The following is a 16,525-nucleotide window of genomic DNA, read 5'->3' as shown; positions in this document are numbered from 1 at the left end:
CGCACAGGCGACTGTATGCACAGCGGGCTTGAATCAGGAGAAAAGGGGGGATGGTGCCGCAAGCCGGACTCGAACCGGCGACCCAAGGATTTTCAGTCCTTTGCTCTACCAACTGAGCTACCGCGGCATCCTTGTTTCGATGGCGAGGATGACGGGACTTGAACCCGCGACCTCCGGCGTGACAGGCCGGCGCTCTAACCACTGAGCTACACCCCCGCGCGAGATCGGATTATACCAGTGCCCAAGAAGATTTGCACAAGCGGGAAGGGCCCATTCGGGACGTATTTCACACCGCTACTGGCTGGGGGGCTTCGTTCAGCAAAAGCCAGTACATCACGACGTTCAAAATGGTCTCAGAGAACTCAGCTGCGGTGTCCGGTTTGAGGATATAGCTGTTGGCTCCTGCGTCGTAACACTCCTCCACCTGCTTTGGAGAGTTTGAAGCCGTTAACACAACCACGGGAATGGTCGCCGTATCGCTGTTAGAACGAATACGTTGGAGAACTTCCAGACCGCTGAGCTTAGGAAGTTTGAGGTCGAGCACGATCAATGAGGGCATGCTGCCGAGGGGGAGCTGTGAAAAGGCTCCACGGCGCATCAGATAGTCCAACGCCTCTTGCCCATCGCACGCGACGACGACCTCGTTGACGACGTTATTCTTGCGCAGGGCGCGCAAAGTCAGTCGTTCGTCATCGACATCATCCTCAATGAGAAGGATCAGTTTATTTTTCGGCGGTACCAGCATTTCTTCTCGGGCGTCTCTTTCGGCGGACAACGTCACCATTTCCGCACCAAGTCCATTATAGCGGTGTTACGCTCCTGAGACTATAGTGCTTTTTGCGACCTTTATGCATATTCTTTACTGCGTAGAAACTCTCGCAGAATCCGTCCTTGGTGTTCGCCGTCCAGCAAAAAGGCGTCATGTCCATACGGGAGGTCAATGTTGTGCCACTCGGCGTAGCACCCCGCATTCTGCGCTAATTCAAGCAATTCCTGGCTCTGGTGTGGTGGGTAGAGCCAGTCGCTACTGAAGCTGGTAATCAAGAATCGGGCATCCGACGGCCCAAACTTACGGCGGTCAAAGTAGTCGATTGCCCGTGTCAAAAATAGCACACTATTGGCATCAAATCTTTTTGTAAATTTGTTACCTTGATAGGACAAATAGCTCTCCACCTGGAACTCAGGTGTGAATGAATATTCAAACTCACTCTTGTCTTGCAGTCGTCTGGCAAACTTAGAATCAAAGGCCGCCTCCGACAAAAACGATAGATGCCCAATCATGCGCGACACCGCAAGACCGTCGGCAGGGGGATCGTCAGGCGCATAATCGCCGCCCTTCCACTTGGGATCACGCATCACAGCTTGCCGTGCGGCTTCGTTGAAGCCGATCTGCATCGCACTGTGCGCGGCACAGGAGGCAGTTAGCCATACGTTCGTCACCCGTCCAGGAAATCTGAGCGCCCATTCCAGAGCTTGCATGCCACCCATCGACCCACCAGCGGCTCCGTAAAGTCTCTGAATTCCCAGGCGATCCATCAGCCGAGCTTGAACCTCAACCATATCGCCAATGGTGATCATTGGGAATCGAGAGCCATAAGGGTTTCCATCTGCGGCAAGAGAAGATGGACCCGTGGTTCCCTGGCATCCCCCCAGCGCATTTGTGCTGATGACAAAGTATTTGTTGGTGTCGATCGGCTTATCGGGACCAACCAAACGATCCCACCAACCCACAGCATGCGAGTCACCCGACAGAGCGTGACAAATGAGGAAAGCGTTGTCCTTGTTTGCAGAAAGCTCTCCCCACGTTTCGTAGGCGACTGTAACGGACTCAAGGCGTCCGCCAGCTTCACAGTCCAGCGCGCCGACGTCGGCATACTGACGCTCGTCGGCAACGGCCGCAAGCCGCTCGTTCTCCTGAAACAGTGCGGGATCGATGTTCACGTGAGAGGATATTTTAGCTGGTTGGCGGGCGGGCGGTCATGAGAAGTGAACCGCGTATGGTGAAGAGACAGTTGTAAATCGCTAAGTGTGAGACAGAGGTCGCGGTGGAATCCTTCGAACTGCTTTCAGACTAGCTCACTGCCCCTAACTACCACGACTCACAATTCACAATTCACAATTCACAATTCACAATTCACGATTCACCATTCACCATTCACGACTCACGACTATCTATCCATCACGCTTGAAAGCGGGGCGATTGGGCTGACCGCGCACGCCCTTGACCTGCTGATGGAGAGGCTTTTGGAGGTCGATATTCTCGTTTGCAAGCTGTTGCGCCGCAGCTTTGCCGACATGCAGCTCCACCAAGCGCTCAAACTCACCAGGGTCTTTGGCCTTCATGCGCGCGTCGTCGTGCTTCACCAATCCACGCTCCACCAAAGTCGCCAGCGACTGATCGAGCGTTTGCATCTTCTGGCGTGAACCGGTTTGGATCATCGAATTGATCTGGTAAGTCTTGTTTTCACGAACGAGGTTGCGTACGGCCGGCGAAGCAACCAGGACTTCAAAGGCGGCAACGCGACCACGTCCATCAGATCGCTTTACGAGCGTTTGGGAAACAACACCCACCAAGTTCACTGACAGCTGCATACGGATCTGCTGCTGCTGGTGAACAGGAAAAACGTCGACAATACGGTCCACCGTTTGAACGGCATCGACTGTGTGCAAGGTGCCAAAAACCAGGTGCCCGGTTTCGGCGGCTGTGATCGCTAGGTGAATGGTTTCCAGGTCACGCATTTCGCCCACGAGAATGACGTCGGGGTCTTGGCGCAGGACGTATTTGAGAGCGTTGGCAAAGCTAAGCGTATCAACATCCAGTTCCCGTTGGTTGATCAAAGATTCTTGATCGTCGTGAACGAATTCGATCGGGTCCTCAACCGTAACGATATGCTCGGCATGATTGCGATTGATGTGGTCGATCAGGGCCGCTTGGGTGGTGGACTTGCCAGAGCCAGCGGGTCCCGTAACGAGGACGAGGCCCCTTGGCCTCTCGACAAAGTCATAGCATGCAGCGGGGAGCTGCAAAGTCTCCATCGTTTGGATTTCGTAGGGGATGACACGAAAGGCCGCTTGAACAACCCCTCGTTGCTGGTAGAGATTTCCTCGAAACCTCGAAAGACCCTTGATCTCCAGCGCAAAGTCGAGCTCAAGTTCAGCTTCGTATCGGGCGATCTGTTGTGGGTCTAGGAGCTTGTAAACGGCAAGCCGAAACTCTTCGGGTTCGTAGTGAGGCATATCCTCGATCTCGATGAGATCGCCGTGAACCCGTAGATAGGCTTTCCCGGTATCGGTCTTGAAGTGCAAGTCCGACCCGTCTTTTTCGACACAGAGCGTCAGGAGGTTCTCAATGGCTAGCACTGGACACCTCCACAAGACCAAGGTTCGTCGCCCGACGTTGGAAGTCGGACGGGTTGCTGCACTTTGCTAAAGCATGCTCGTAATCAATCTGCCCATCCTTTAACAGGTCAAGCAAGCAACCGTCGAGCGTTTGCATCCCAAAGTCGATACCGGTTTGAATGTCCAAATAAAGCTGGTGTGTCTTACCTTCTCGTATCAGCGTTCGGATCGACGGCGTGGCGGTCATGACCTCAAAGGCGGCCACCCGCCCCTTTCCATCGGTGGTCGGCAAGAGCGTTTGAGAGATGACGGCCTGCAAGGTCACGCTGAGCTGAGTTCGGATTTGTGCCTGCTGCTCGGGTGAAAAAACGTCGACAACGCGGTCGATCGTTTGAGCAGCGTCGACGGTGTGCAGAGTCGAAAAAACAAGGTGTCCGGTTTCTGCGGCGGTGATCGCAAGCTGAATGGTTTCCAGGTCACGCATTTCACCGACCAAAATCACGTCGGGATTTTGCCGCATTACATGTTTCAACGCCCCGGCAAAGGAATGTGTGTCCGTTGCAAGCTCTCGCTGGTTCACGATACTTTGTTTATCGGCATGAACATACTCAATCGGATCCTCAATCGTCATGATGTGGAGGCGCTTGTTGACGTTGATCTCGTTGATCATCGCCGCCAAAGAGGTTGACTTTCCTGAGCCTGTTGGCCCCGTAACAAGGACGAGTCCCCTCGGCAACATCGCGATGCTTTTACAAACCTTCGGCATGAAGAGCTCGTCGATTGTACGGATGTTAAAAGGGATGACTCGGAAGACAGCGCCAACTTTGTGGCGCTGCCAAAACATGTTGACGCGAAAGCGAGCCAGACCCGGCACGTGATACGAAAGGTCAAGCTCCTTAAAAGAATGGAGCTTCGCCCTTCGTTCCTCGTTCAGGATTCCAAGCAGGAGTTGCTTGGTCTCCTCCTCATTCAGGGGGGGATAGTCCGCCTTGTGAAGATCGCCGTGGATGCGCATCACCGGGGGATGCCCCGCTTTTATGTGGAGGTCGCTGGCCTCTTTTGACACCAGATCTCTTAGCAGATCATCGATATTCAAACTCAACCAAAGGGCTCCTTTATCGTCGAAGCAACTGCTTCAGCTCCGATCCGACGCCAGCGTAAGCCACCGCCATCTCTTCGGATATCACACCTGCTTTGACATACCGGAGCAGACTTTGGTTCATAGTCTGCATTCCCCAGAACTCGCCTTCGTTCATGTGGTGATAAAGATCGTTGAAGTGTCCGTCCTCAATCAGCTTTGCAATGGTAGGGTTGATGATAAGGATTTCGGTGGCGCAAACGCGTCCGTTTCCGTCTGCCCTTGGTACAAGCTTTTGCGAAACGATGGCTTTGAGTGAGCCGGAAAGTCGTTCGCAGAGGTAATCGCGCTCGTGCGGCGGGAACATGTTCACGATACGGTCCATGGTCTCATACGCGCTCGAAGTGTGAACGGTTGAGAAGACCAAGTGACCGGTTTCACCGGCTTGCATAGCCGTGTTAAACGTCGTAAGGTCACGCATTTCACCGACGAGGATGACGTCGGGAGCTTCACGAAGAGCGGCACGCATCGCGGGAAGGAAGTCGTGCGTGTCGATACCGATCTCTCTCTGAGTTAAAAAGCTCTGCTTGTCGGAGTGGACAAATTCAATCGGGTCTTCGACCGTGACGATGTGGACCGGACGTGTTTCGTTAATCTGGTCGATAACCGCCGCAAGCGAAGTGGTCTTACCGGAACCTGTCGGTCCGGTGAAGAGCACTAGCCCTTGTCTGATCTTCGAAAACTCTTTGACGACGGGCGGAAGTCCAAGCTCTTCGACGGAAAGAATCTGGAGAGGAATAACACGACAGACGATGCCCCATACTCCGCGCTGAAGGTGGATATTGGCACGAACGCGACAGTAGGTCCCGACCGTAAACGCAAGGTCCATTTCGAGATTCTCGTCGAACTGCTTGAGCTGCTTTTCAGTCATCAGTTCCGAGATCAGCCGAACCGCATTTTGTTCGTCGATCACGGGCCATTCACCTGGCAACGGCTTGATCTTGGCGTGTTGCCTCATTACTGGCTTAGCGCCGCCACGAACGAAAACGTCGGAAGCACGCTCGTGATAACCGACCTCGACGAGCTCACGAATATTAATGGTTGACGGGTCACGCATACCTTTATCCTGGGAGTCAATATCTACAAAGCTCCGCTACCGACGAACGGACGGCCGCTTTGCAAGAGCTAAGTATACCAACGCACCGGCTGATAAACCGGCCATGAAAATCGCAATCCAAACATACGTTGGCAATAACCCTGCAGGCTCTGACGGAGTGTCAGACGACTTTGGTTCAACACGTCGATTCGGATACGTAATCTTGTTTGGATCTTGAGTCAGATACTTGACCGAATACTCGATTCCCGGGGCACCCTCTTGAGATGGTGAAGGAACGATAATCGCTTGAGAAAGGAAGGCGTCGGGCAGGTCGTATCGTTTCACCGTGTTTTCGTTCGGAGCCTCACCGTCGAAAAGGATCGTAATCCCCTTCAGCGTGTACGGGGCTGGGGCTCCGGCAAAAGCCTTCAGGATCGGTTCGATGCGCAACTCGCCTACCGATCTTTCAATCAGACCGTCAACGGCAAAACGAGCTTTTAGGAACCGAAGGGCTGGGTTCGTCGGGTCAATCTCGGCATAACCGACGGTAAGACCCCTCGGAGTTGATTTCAATAGCTGTCCGAGTGTGTCGATCTGTTGACGAAGGAGATCCGGCGGGTAGTTAGGGTCCAGAGCCGTGATCTCAACCATGTCTGCGGTAAGCGGATGCTCCGTCACCACGACGTTGATACCAGCATCGACGCTAAGGACGCGGTCCTGCGCCCTCACCGTTTGCAGCAGCATAAGCAGAGCCGCCAAAAAGACGGTGCGGTGAACAAGCTTGCGCATATATTTGGACTCTACCCTTCAAACGAAAATGATACTTTCGACGTTTAGAAACAGAAACATGCAACGAAATGCGGAATCTTACGTCTAAGACGGAAGATTGAACCCAAAAAGATGAGGTTCTAGGCAACATTGGCATTTTGGCCAATAAAGACGTGTGCAAAGCCCGCTTGCCGGGCTATAATTGCGACTCAACAAACAACATGAGCGACCTTAACGAAGCCAAGAGAGCAGTTGAAACAGACTCGGATTCGAGTTCAACGATATTCCTTCTCCCAGAGGGATATAAGCGGCTGCGCGACGAGTTAGAGCATTTGACTCTGACACGACGCCCAGAGATTGCCGATCGCATTCGCGAGAGCCTCCAGCATGGAGAGTTTAGCGAGGACAACAGCGAGCTTGATGAGGTTAAGTTTGACCAAGCGATCGTTGAAAGCCGTATCCAGGAACTCAAAACGATCTTCGGCAACGCTCAAGAGCTCAGCACATCCGACATTCCGACCTCATACGTTGGTATCGGTTCGCGAGTCTCTCTCAACGACGAAGCCTTCGGCGAGAAGTTCACGGTCCGGGTAGTCACGATCTACGAAGCCGACCCGAACGCCGATCTCATCAGCAACGAATCGCCGCTCGGCGTTGCGCTCATGGGTAGCCGCCCAGGCGACAAGATTGAGTTTGAAGCGCCTGACGGCCCACGAGCTTATTCTGTCATTTCAATAAGCCGTTAATTGCGGACCACCAGGCCGTCGAATTCGCCTCTATTTAAGCTGTGCGTACAGTTGACGCAGCCAGTTGTGGCGCGCCTCCGCCAACTCGATCAGATTCAACAGAGAAAGATGTTCAAAGTCTTCCGAATCTGCGGGGGTGCGCACTTCGCGCTTTAATCCTTCGACAAACGATTTGCTGCTTGCCACCCAGCTCTTTACGACCACAGCACGCGACTCTCGTTCGATAAGGCCAAGGAACTGCGTCCTGGCTCGAATAGGATCATGAAGAGCGGCAAAGTCGTCGTAAAGAGGCGTGGAACTTAGCCAAGCGGAAACTTCGGTCTTGCCATCCGGTGTGAGTTCATACTCGGTTCGTTGACGATTGGGGGATCCCGCTCGTCCGCTCTCTCGAACAAGGCCGGCAGTGCCCAAACGCCTCAACGCTCGATAGATTGAGCCGCTTTCGGTGCTCCACTGGCTGCCCCTCATCCGACCCATAAACTTACGCATTGCGTAACCACTTGTGACTCCGTTAGCAATCATTGCCAACACGAGATGTTCTAACTCACTACATTTTGCTGCTATTCGCATCTTGCTTTTGCCCAATCCGACACGCGCCGGAGTTTCTTCAATCTTCAACTATGCAACCTGAAAAGGATAACTCATTGAAGAAACGAAGATCAACTGGAATCTTTGTCCCAATTTTCACAAGATTCTATGATTCGCTGTGTCAGAGAGGTATGATTTTCGTATTCCCCTCTTTGGAGCAGCGTAACAACATGTCAAAAGACAGCCCGTCATCAATACCAATGCCTCGTCACCGACGAGGATTCAAGGCCTTTTGGGTTGAGGTTGTAAGGGAACTGAAGAAGGTCAACTGGCCACCGCATCGTGAAACGAATCGTCTCACGGGTGTTGTTCTTATCGTTTGTGGAATGATCGTGGCTTTTCTGGTCATTTTGAGCAACATCGTTGCCTTCGTCTTCCACTTCATCACGACAGGATAGTTTAGAGATGCCTAAGACTTGGTACGCGGTTCACACCATCGCCGGACATGAAAACCGAGTTCGAGACGTTTTAACTCGCAGAGCTCAGGTTGCCGGACTGTGGAACCTTGACATTTTTGAAGTGCTGATCCCGACAGAGAAGGAGCAGACCACACGCGGCGGTAAGCGCGTCGTGCGTGATCGCAAGGTCTTTCCAGGCTACGTACTGATCCAGATGTCGATGACAGACGACGCCTTTAAGCTCGTCAAATCCACAAGCGGAGTTACAGGATTCGTCCAGAGCGGCAACAAGCCCGTCCCTCTCGAAGAGGTTGAAGTACGCCGGATCATGACCAACCTTGAGGAGAGCCAAGAGGCACCCAAGGTGGCCTGGCACGTTGGGGACACGATTCGAGTTGTCGAAGGACCATTCAGCGAGTTCACAGGAAGGATCGAAGAGGTGAACGCCGACCGCGAGAAACTGAAGGTACTTATCAATATCTTCGGTCGCGATACGCCAGTCGAGCTGGATTTTACAAACGTCGAGAAGCTTTAACAGTTTTTTCTGGGGACGGTAAAATTTCGTCCCCCCTTACGGCGTCCCTTCGTAGGACGCCATTTTTATTACGATGAGTCTACAAACCGAACAAGAGTCTGTATGGGAAGTAGCCGAGGCTGACGAAATCGCCGAAGCCAAGCTTTGCCAAGCTTTGAATATCTCTTCCCTGCTGGCCCATGTTCTGGTGAATCGCGGCTTTTCCGATCCCGAAGCTGCCTATAAGTTCCTGAATCCCAAACTTGACGACTTACACGACCCGGCAAAGCTTCCCGATTACAGCGCAGCGGAGTCAGCGATCCTTGGGGCTATCGAACGCCGAGAGAAGATCTTCGTTCATGGCGACTACGATGTAGACGGCGTAAGCAGCGCCGCGTTGTTTACGCGATTCCTCCAAAAGATCGGGGCGGACGTCACGACCCATGTTCCCCACCGAATCAAAGAAGGCTACGGCATCCACGAATCAGCGGTAAGCGATGCTAAGGCCGAGGGGGCGAAGCTCTTTCTCACGTGCGACTGTGGGATTACAGCATTGGAAGCGGTAGAAGCTGCACGCAGCGAAGGCATGACGGTGGTGGTTACCGATCACCACACCGTCGGCAAAGACCTCCCCGAAGCCCATGCCGTCGTGAACCCGCATCGCGAAGATAGCGAATATCCTTTCCAGAATCTGAGCGGCTCAGGTGTGGTTTTTAAGCTTTGCGCTGGCATCACACGCTCGCTTGGACACCCTTTGGAAGCGTATTACCGCGCTTATCTGGACTTGGCCGTCCTTGGAACCGTTGCCGACGTGATGCCCCTTGTTGACGAGAATCGCATTATCACCAAGTTCGGACTGGAGCGGCTTAAGGAAACAAAGAAGCCCGGATTGCAGGCGCTGATGCGCGAATCAAGAATCAACGTCAGCAACGGCGAGAAGCTTAAGACCTTCCACATCGGATACCAGCTTGGGCCCCGATTGAACGCTGCAGGACGGATAGACGATGCCGACATCTCGCTTCGTTTGCTATTGAGCACGGATCAAAGCGAGTCTGATGGACTTGCGGCGAGACTCGAAGAACTGAATAACCAACGCCGCAACGATCAGCAAAGCCTTGTCGATGAAGCCCGAGAGATGGTTTATAGCATGGGCAAACAAGACGCATCGGTGATCGTCGTGGGCAGCCCAAACTGGCATCCTGGCATTATCGGGATCGCCGCCGGCAAGCTTGTCGATCACTTCCGACGACCAGTGTTTGTTGTCTCGATCGATTCGCAGAAAGGCATCGGAAAGGGGTCTGGAAGGTCCATTCCGGGCTTTAACCTGGCTGAAGCTATTCGGGCACACCCCGACCTCCTATCCGGTGGAGGACACGCCATGGCAGCTGGCTTTGGTGTGGATGCTAATCGACTCGAAGAAGCGGCAGATGCGCTCGCAAAGTATGGTGCCGTGGAGATGGCACAAGCCGACTTCTCGAAGATCTACAAGGCCGATGACGAAGTCTTGGGGCGAGATATCGAACTTGACGCCGTAAACTCCCTTTCCTTGCTGGAGCCGTTTGGCGATTCAAACCCCGAGCCGCAGTTTATCGTTCGCAACGTGGCAATCGAGCAACTGCGTCCATCGAAGAGGCCCGAGCATATGCTTCTGACCGTGCGCACGCCGGACGGAGTGATGGTTCGGTTCACCGCCTTTAACTCAGCAGAGCGGATGGCTGGACATGGTAAGGGTGTCTGGGCGGATATGCTGATCTCGCCCTATGTGGACACTTACTACGGAAGGCCGGAAGTGAAGTGGAAGCTGAGGGATTATCGGATTATCTCGTAGCTCATCGCTGAGAGTGAGCAGCTGCTTACTGCGATTCCTCTAAGATCGACCCAATCCCCAATCCCCAATCTACAATCTACAATCTACAATCTACAATCCACAATCTACAATCAGCCATCTACCCCTGTCCGATTGTAATTTCCAGCTTCAATTCGGCGTTGCTTCGGCGAATCTTAAAAGTCACCTTTGAGCCAACGGCCTGCTTTTGCATCACCTTTGCAAAGGCAAATTGATCCTTGATCGGTTCACCACCGATCTCGGTAATGATATCGCCACGGCGCAAGCCACCTGCTTCGGCAACCGATCCACGCGTGACTTCAGTGATCTGCGCACCCGCGTCCTTAGCGTTGTTGCAGACAATCCCTATCGCCGGATGAGCGGGCTTGTGGCTGGGCGACAAGAACCCTTCAATCACGCGCTCAAGGATATTTGGCGCCACAGAGTAGGCCACTGTGAGTTCGCCCGGACCGTATTGATTGATGCTGACTCCCTTCACGTTTACGCCGGTACCCCCGCCGCCACCGCCAAAAGCGTTCCCGATGGCGTTGTCCTGGTTGATGACTTCGTTATCGGAGAGCGTCGCACCGACGACCCCAACAAGCTCGGCGTCAGATGTAAAAACAAGTGCGCCAGCAATCCGCTGCTGGGAAGCCTCAAACCGAATTTCGCTGAGTGTGAACATTCGCCTGGTCGGATTGATAATCCCAACTCGTTCCTTAGAGACAAGTTCTGCTCGAACCGGGCCCGACGTGAGAACGGCAAGCAAAGAGACTCCTGCTCGTTTATCCTCCACCATCGCTCGTACCGGCTTAAAGCCCGCAGCGACACCCTTTTGCTTCAAAACAAGAAGAGCGAGCTGTGTGGGCTCATCAACGGAGATCACTTCCAACTCCACATTTGCCCCAGCGCTGGTTTGGGCAAAAAGGAGTGGAAAACGGACAGCAGATCGGTGGGCGATAAAGTAGCCCTCTTCGTTGATGCAAGCGGCAACTCCGCGCGGAACCGTACCGTCCATGACCATCACGGTCGATGAACGGATCACGTTCCAGGCGCTTTGCTCAGCCTGAGTGAGCTGCTTTTGCGACCCTGTAAGGGCCGTCGCAAGCATTAAAGTACTAACCACTGATGCTAACATTGCTGCTTGAACTCTGCTCTACCGCCTTACGAGCGCCCGTCTTCGAGTCGTTCTCCGGCGTGATAAGGATAATCGGTTCTGACGCGGACATTGGCATCGGTTCTACCAAGGTCGTCATGTGTGAGCCACGAGCGGCTGCACCGCCCGCTGGCGTTGGGCTCTCATCGAGCGTTGCTGTCTTATTCAAGATCGCGCTCTCAATTCCTGCCAAGACGATCGTTGCCTTCTTGCTGGTGTTGCGCTTGCCTCGTGGGGCTCTACTCTGCGGCTGTTCTGGCGTTCTCATGGCAATGGTTGTCTCGGAGATGATGCCTTCTGGCTTCTCCTTCTGACTCATCGCAATACCCTGAAGGGCCGACATCGCCGGATCCTTGAGGAGCTCAAACGACCGCGCGGGTGTGTTTACCACGAGCGAACCTCCCGAAGGAAGAATCACATTGGGGTCTCCCCCACGGTTCATAACAAAAAGTGTTGCAAAGGTGAGGGCTGCGGCTGTGCCGGGCATCCAAACCCAGGAGAGCCAGCCTGCTTTCTTCTTCGGCCTGTTCAAACCCTTATTGAGAATGGCGTGACGAAGTCGCTCGGTAGAAAGCTGGTGATCCGGCACTTCATTAAGCTGCTTGAGGTCTCTTCGCAGCGCCTCGAAATCGGAGACAAACTTCTCCGCTTCGGTGTCCTTGGCAAGCTCTTGGCGCAACAGTTCGGCCTCGCTTGAATCGAGTTCTCCGAATGCGTATTCAATCCACTTGCTCTCGTTGTTGTTTTTCATGGCTTTTCATCCCCGAGCAAAGGCGCAACACGGTCGCGCAATGCTCGACGAGCCCGTAAAACGCGAAGTTTGGCGCCCCCTACGGTGCAGTCCAAAATCTCCGCGATCTCCGAATATTCTTTTTCCTGTATGTCTCGTAAAATGATCACGTTCCGGTGGTGGTCCGGAAGGGCGTTCAGGGCCTTGCGTAAAGCGAGCACCCTCTCATCGGCGGCAAGGTTGTCCACCGGGTCATCGGCGATGTTCTGTGTCATCCATCCGAGCGCTCCTGAAGCCTCCTGCTGCTCCAAAGCCTGACGTCGGGTCGACATTCGTGCCTGATCGGTGCACAGATTCATCACGATACGCAGCAGCCAGGTCGTAAACTTCGCCTCGTCGCGGTATCGCGGGAGGTTCTGATAAGCCCTGACAAACGCCTCTTGTACTAAATCTTCGGCATCATCGCGCCGGGGCACCATCTGGTAGGTAAAACGGAAGACCATCGTCCGGTGACGCTCGAACAGTCGCTCAAACGCATCGAAGTCGCCATTCTTGGCACGCATTACAAGACCTTCATCGCTGTCGCGGTCAATTCCGATGCTATGTGTTCTTGGTGCGTATTCTGTTGCAGTCAGGCCAGTCACAAGATCTTCCACCTTATCTTTTTCTTGCTGGTCTGACGTCAAAGAAAGCCTCCGGTTACGCTCATTCGCGCAAGGTCCCACTAGGATAATACGTGATTTAGGACGCAGTCTGTACGTGGATCGGTTCCCTGCCCAGGTTCAAGCAGGACCCGGCTCCACCTCTAGCAGGATAGTTACGGGCCCGTCATTGGTCAATTTCACCTTCATATCGGCTCCAAACACTCCCGTTTCAACCCGGTGCCCCAAAGACTTTAACTCCTCGACAAACCTGGCAAAAAGAAGTTCACCCTTCTCATAAGGTGCGGCCTCCGTAAAGCTCGGGCGTCGGCTTTTTCGAGCATCACCGTATACCGTAAAGTTGGAGATTGCCAGAATCCCAACGGGCTCACCGACATCCCTTAGCGCAAGATTCATCTTTCCATCCGCGTCATTAAAGATTCTTAAGCCGCTAACTTTGTCAGCCAGCTTGTTCGCTTCACGCTCGGTATCGTTGGCGTGTGCTGCGCATAGGACGAGGAGCCCTTTTCCAATCTGACCAACCGTCTTGCCTTCAACATCGACTTGCGCTTCGAGAACGCGCTGCACAACGGCCTTCACTTTGCGGCCGTCCTGCCAAAGACGCGCAGGATGCTGATCACGTCGGCGAAGTTGCCGATCTTGTTCATCACTTGGCTAAGATGCTCCGTGTCCCTCAGTTCGATGGTGATGTCGATCTCGGCAGTCTGATTGGGGAGAGTTTTGATGCGAGCGGCAGAAACATTAACACCCGACTCGCCAAAGATTGTGCTGATATCCATCAACAAGCCCTGACGGTTCATCGTCACGATCTGCAAAACCACCGAGTAGAGCCGACCGTCGGAGGGCCAACGCAACGGCAGCAGCCGCTCAGGTTCCACAGATTGATACCGCATCGCGTTAGGGCAAATTCGTCGGTGGATCATGATGCCGCGCCCACGCGTAACGTAACCCACCACGTCATCACCTGGCACTGGATCACAGCACTTGGCCCGTTTGACGAGGACTGTGTCGATGCCATCTTGAGTGAGTGTGAGTTGACCCTCTTTTGTTTTGGAAGTTGAGATCGCGTCGGTTTGACGCTCGTCCGGGATGATGCCGCGCAACTTCGAGGCAACACTTTGAACAGAGATGAGACCAGAGCCGATTTTTGCAAAGACATCGGTTGCGTTTTCACAACCTTCAAACTGATCCATGATCGGTGTGAATTTGTCCTCGCCAATGAGCTTCTTTGGGTCGATCCCCAAGGACTTCAGCTCCTTCTCCAGCGCGTCTTTGCCACGCTGGGCATCGACGGTCTTCATCTGCTTTCTGAAGTGGGTTTTGAGCTTGCTCCGAGCATTGGCAGACTTCACAAACTCCAGCCAGTCCATGCTCGGCTGGGCATTCGAGCGGGTAATCAGCTCAACCACGTCTCCGTTTTCGAGCTTGCGGTGCAAAGGCACCATCACCCCGTTGACGCGTGAACCGACGAGTTGGAGCCCAAGCTGGGAGTGGACACGGAACGCAAAATCGACAGGAGTAGAGTCTTTGGGAAGGTCGATCACGTCGCCTTTCGGAGTGAAGACAAAGACTTGCTCACTAAAGAGATCGGTTGAGATCGTCCGCAGGAAATCGCTGCTCATGCGGGCGTCGGACGACCAGTCGAAGAGCTGTTCGCGAAGCTGTCGCAAATGAATCGCATCCGAGCCCGAACCTTTGCCCTCTTTATAGGTCCAGTGAGCGGCGACGCCGTACTCGGCAATTTCGTGCATTTTGTGCGTGCGAATCTGCACCTCCAACGACTCCCCGCTCGGCCCAACAACCTTCGTATGCAGCGATTGATAGCCGTTTGATTTAGGCTTGGCAATGTAGTCGTAGAACAGGCCGGGAATCGGCATCCACAAGTCATGAACCACGCCAAGCGCGACGTAGCAGTCATTGGATTCCGCGACGACAATACGAACGGCGAGCAGATCGTGGATATCTGAAAAGTCGAAGCCGTGCTTCGCCATCTTGCTGAAAATTGAGTAGAGATGTTTGGGGCGCCCTTGAACCTCAGCCCCTTTGATCCCCTTTTGTTCGAGCCGTTCTTTCAGCAGCAGAATCGCTGTTCGCAGTTCCTCCTCGCGTTGACCTCGTGTCTTAGCAACGAGTTCCGAAACCTTCTTGAACTCCTTCGGATGCAGTTGACGGAACGAGAGGTCCTCGAGCTGCCATTTGATCTGCCAAATCCCAAGTCGGGCGGCTAATGGAGCGTAGACGTCAAGCGTCTCGTTCGCGATTCGAGTTCGCTTTTCAGGCGGGAGTCCGTCAAGCGTCGTCATGTTGTGGAGGCGGTCAGCAAGCTTGATGATGATGACGCGGATGTCCTTGGCCATCGCGAGCAGCATCTTGCGCAGAGTTTCGGCGGCCCGATGGGTTTCTGCCCTCGCGCGTTGGGTGTCTGTCGCCCCTTCGATCGTGCTGAATTTGAGCTTGGTAACACCCTCGACGATATCAACGACATCTTGCCCAAAAGTTTCGGCAAGCATCTCTGCTGTGTATTCGGGATTGTCTTCGAGAACGTCGTGCAGAAGCGCGGCGCAGATGGCATCGTCATCCATCTTGAGCTCGGCAATCGTCATCGTGACAGCCAGTGGGTGGGTCACATACGGTTCGCCCGTGCTGCGCAGCTGCCCTGCATGCGCCTTCTCGGCAAGGTAATAGGCATAGCGAATCTTCGCGAGATTGGCATCAGGCCGAGTGTCGCGAACCATATCGAGGAGCTCAACCAGGTCTTGGGGCTCCTCCCACTGATGGCTAATGTCGTAAGGCGCAGCAGACATACGAAGTCGTGGGTTTCCTCAGGCTCAGCGTTGAGCCCGGAAGGTACTACAGTATATCGCTAATGATCCGCGTGTGAGTCGGTTCGTCGCATACGAGCAGACAGTATTCCCCGCACTTCTTCGGCCTGCTCAGGGGTATCGACCGCAAGCTCACTCTCAATGCCCTCAGACATGGCGATGCCAACTCCATTCTCAAGAAACCGCAGTTGCTCTAAACTCTCAGATTGCTCCAAGTCACCCATTGCCCAATGTGTAAACTGCTCTAAAGCAGGCTGTCGGTAGGCGTAAATCCCGATATGTTTCTTAAGTGGCGCACGCCGTTGATTGCGGGGGAACGGGATTGGATACCGGCTGAAATATAAAGCCCTGTCCTGGCCATCGGTGACAACCTTGACGACAGCTGGATTTTCCTCTTCCTCAGATGGGCACTCACAGTACGATGTTGCAACTTGGCGCTTGGGGTCATCGACCATAAGGCGAGCAAGCCGCCTAATGGTAATGGGATTGATAAGCGGCTCATCTCCCTGGACGTTGACGTAATAGTTGGCTCCCACCGCACGGGCGACCTCTGCAACGCGGTCAGTCCCGCTCGGGTGATCGTAGGACGTAAGCATCGCTTCAGTCCCAAAACCAACACAAGCTTCTATGATTTCCTGGTCGGGAGTCGCTACGATAATCCTGTCTGCCATCCCGGATTCACTTGCAGCCTCACAGACCCACTGAATCATCGGCTTGCCACAGAGGTCAACCAGGGGCTTGCCAGGAAAGCGGGTGCTTGCCATTCTTGCCGGGACGACGATTACACAGTCCATCACGAAGAG

At 53.9% G+C, this 16,525-nt stretch carries 17 protein-coding genes and 2 tRNA genes; 4 read left to right on the top strand and 15 right to left on the bottom strand.

All coding sequences use genetic code 11. The annotated features are described in order from the left end of the window. Positions 1–51 precede the first annotated feature (51 nt). From KF784_08020 to KF784_07985, 8 genes are all read right to left on the bottom strand, one after another. A tRNA-Phe gene (locus KF784_08020) sits at positions 52–127 on the bottom strand. Between the two features lie 13 nt (positions 128–140). Then, positions 141–216 (bottom strand) — tRNA-Asp (locus KF784_08015). Between the two features lie 70 nt (positions 217–286). Then, entirely contained in the window at positions 287–784 is a 498-nt protein-coding gene (locus KF784_08010; protein MBX3118995.1) for a response regulator, read from the bottom strand. Between the two features lie 62 nt (positions 785–846). Next, positions 847–1,941 carry a homoserine O-acetyltransferase gene (locus KF784_08005; GenBank protein ID MBX3118994.1) on the bottom strand — a complete coding sequence of 365 codons (1,095 nt, stop codon included), beginning with the start codon at positions 1,939–1,941 and terminating at the stop codon, positions 847–849. A gap of 231 nt (positions 1,942–2,172) precedes the next feature. Next, positions 2,173–3,360 (bottom strand): type IV pilus twitching motility protein PilT, encoded by a 1,188-nt coding sequence (locus tag KF784_08000; GenBank protein ID MBX3118993.1) that lies wholly within the window; start codon positions 3,358–3,360, stop codon positions 2,173–2,175. Beyond that, complete coding sequence (locus tag KF784_07995; protein MBX3118992.1) at positions 3,347–4,435, bottom strand: type IV pilus twitching motility protein PilT; 1,089 nt, start codon at positions 4,433–4,435, stop codon at positions 3,347–3,349. The genes KF784_08000 and KF784_07995 overlap by 14 nt, the downstream gene beginning before the upstream one ends. Positions 4,436–4,454: 19 nt before the next feature. Beyond that, complete coding sequence (locus tag KF784_07990) at positions 4,455–5,534, bottom strand: PilT/PilU family type 4a pilus ATPase (GenBank protein MBX3118991.1); 1,080 nt, start codon at positions 5,532–5,534, stop codon at positions 4,455–4,457. 36 nt (positions 5,535–5,570) lie between these two features. Next, entirely contained in the window at positions 5,571–6,302 is a 732-nt protein-coding gene (locus KF784_07985) for a hypothetical protein (GenBank protein MBX3118990.1), read from the bottom strand. 200 nt (positions 6,303–6,502) lie between these two features. Between KF784_07985 and KF784_07980 the strand changes: the two genes are divergently transcribed. Further along, positions 6,503–7,027, top strand: coding sequence for a transcription elongation factor GreA (locus KF784_07980; GenBank protein MBX3118989.1), 525 nt, complete (start codon positions 6,503–6,505; stop codon positions 7,025–7,027). Between the two features lie 30 nt (positions 7,028–7,057). On the opposite strand, the gene KF784_07975 is transcribed toward KF784_07980, so the two are convergent. Further along, positions 7,058–7,549: a PadR family transcriptional regulator gene (locus KF784_07975; protein MBX3118988.1), complete on the bottom strand. Its 492-nt coding sequence runs from the start codon at positions 7,547–7,549 to the stop codon at positions 7,058–7,060. A gap of 266 nt (positions 7,550–7,815) precedes the next feature. Here KF784_07975 and secE point away from each other — a divergent pair, with 266 nt between their 5' ends. The 3 genes from secE to recJ all read left to right on the top strand — a co-directional run bounded on the left by secE (position 7,816) and on the right by recJ (position 10,355). After that, entirely contained in the window at positions 7,816–8,013 is a 198-nt protein-coding gene (gene secE, locus KF784_07970; protein MBX3118987.1) for a preprotein translocase subunit SecE, read from the top strand. 7 nt (positions 8,014–8,020) lie between these two features. Then, entirely contained in the window at positions 8,021–8,548 is a 528-nt protein-coding gene (gene nusG / locus KF784_07965; GenBank protein ID MBX3118986.1) for a transcription termination/antitermination factor NusG, read from the top strand. 73 nt (positions 8,549–8,621) lie between these two features. Then, on the top strand, positions 8,622–10,355 hold the full coding sequence (recJ, locus tag KF784_07960; protein ID MBX3118985.1) for a single-stranded-DNA-specific exonuclease RecJ: 1,734 nt from the start codon (positions 8,622–8,624) through the stop codon (positions 10,353–10,355). A gap of 118 nt (positions 10,356–10,473) precedes the next feature. On the opposite strand, the gene KF784_07955 is transcribed toward recJ, so the two are convergent. The 6 genes from KF784_07955 to kdsB form a co-directional block, all read right to left on the bottom strand. Continuing rightward, the gene (locus KF784_07955) at positions 10,474–11,463 is read right to left on the bottom strand and encodes a PDZ domain-containing protein (GenBank protein MBX3118984.1); all 990 of its coding nucleotides are present in this window, start codon (positions 11,461–11,463) and stop codon (positions 10,474–10,476) included. A gap of 7 nt (positions 11,464–11,470) precedes the next feature. Then, a complete protein-coding gene (locus KF784_07950) occupies positions 11,471–12,259 on the bottom strand; it encodes a hypothetical protein (protein ID MBX3118983.1) in 789 nt (262 codons plus the stop codon). After that, a complete protein-coding gene (locus KF784_07945) occupies positions 12,256–12,882 on the bottom strand; it encodes a sigma-70 family RNA polymerase sigma factor (GenBank protein MBX3118982.1) in 627 nt (208 codons plus the stop codon). The genes KF784_07950 and KF784_07945 overlap by 4 nt, the downstream gene beginning before the upstream one ends. Positions 12,883–13,020: 138 nt before the next feature. After that, positions 13,021–13,479 (bottom strand): D-tyrosyl-tRNA(Tyr) deacylase, encoded by a 459-nt coding sequence (gene dtd / locus KF784_07940; GenBank protein MBX3118981.1) that lies wholly within the window; start codon positions 13,477–13,479, stop codon positions 13,021–13,023. Next, positions 13,476–15,704 (bottom strand): bifunctional (p)ppGpp synthetase/guanosine-3',5'-bis(diphosphate) 3'-pyrophosphohydrolase, encoded by a 2,229-nt coding sequence (locus KF784_07935; protein ID MBX3118980.1) that lies wholly within the window; start codon positions 15,702–15,704, stop codon positions 13,476–13,478. The genes dtd and KF784_07935 overlap by 4 nt, the downstream gene beginning before the upstream one ends. A gap of 59 nt (positions 15,705–15,763) precedes the next feature. Beyond that, positions 15,764–16,516 (bottom strand): 3-deoxy-manno-octulosonate cytidylyltransferase, encoded by a 753-nt coding sequence (gene kdsB, locus KF784_07930; protein MBX3118979.1) that lies wholly within the window; start codon positions 16,514–16,516, stop codon positions 15,764–15,766. Between the last annotated feature and the right edge of the window lie 9 nt (positions 16,517–16,525).

Source organism: Fimbriimonadaceae bacterium (assembly GCA_019638775.1).
Classification (GTDB): Bacteria; Armatimonadota; Fimbriimonadia; order Fimbriimonadales; family Fimbriimonadaceae; genus JAHBTD01.
The sequence above is the reverse complement of the archived record's forward strand: the minus strand, read 5'-3'. Positions and strand labels throughout refer to the sequence as shown.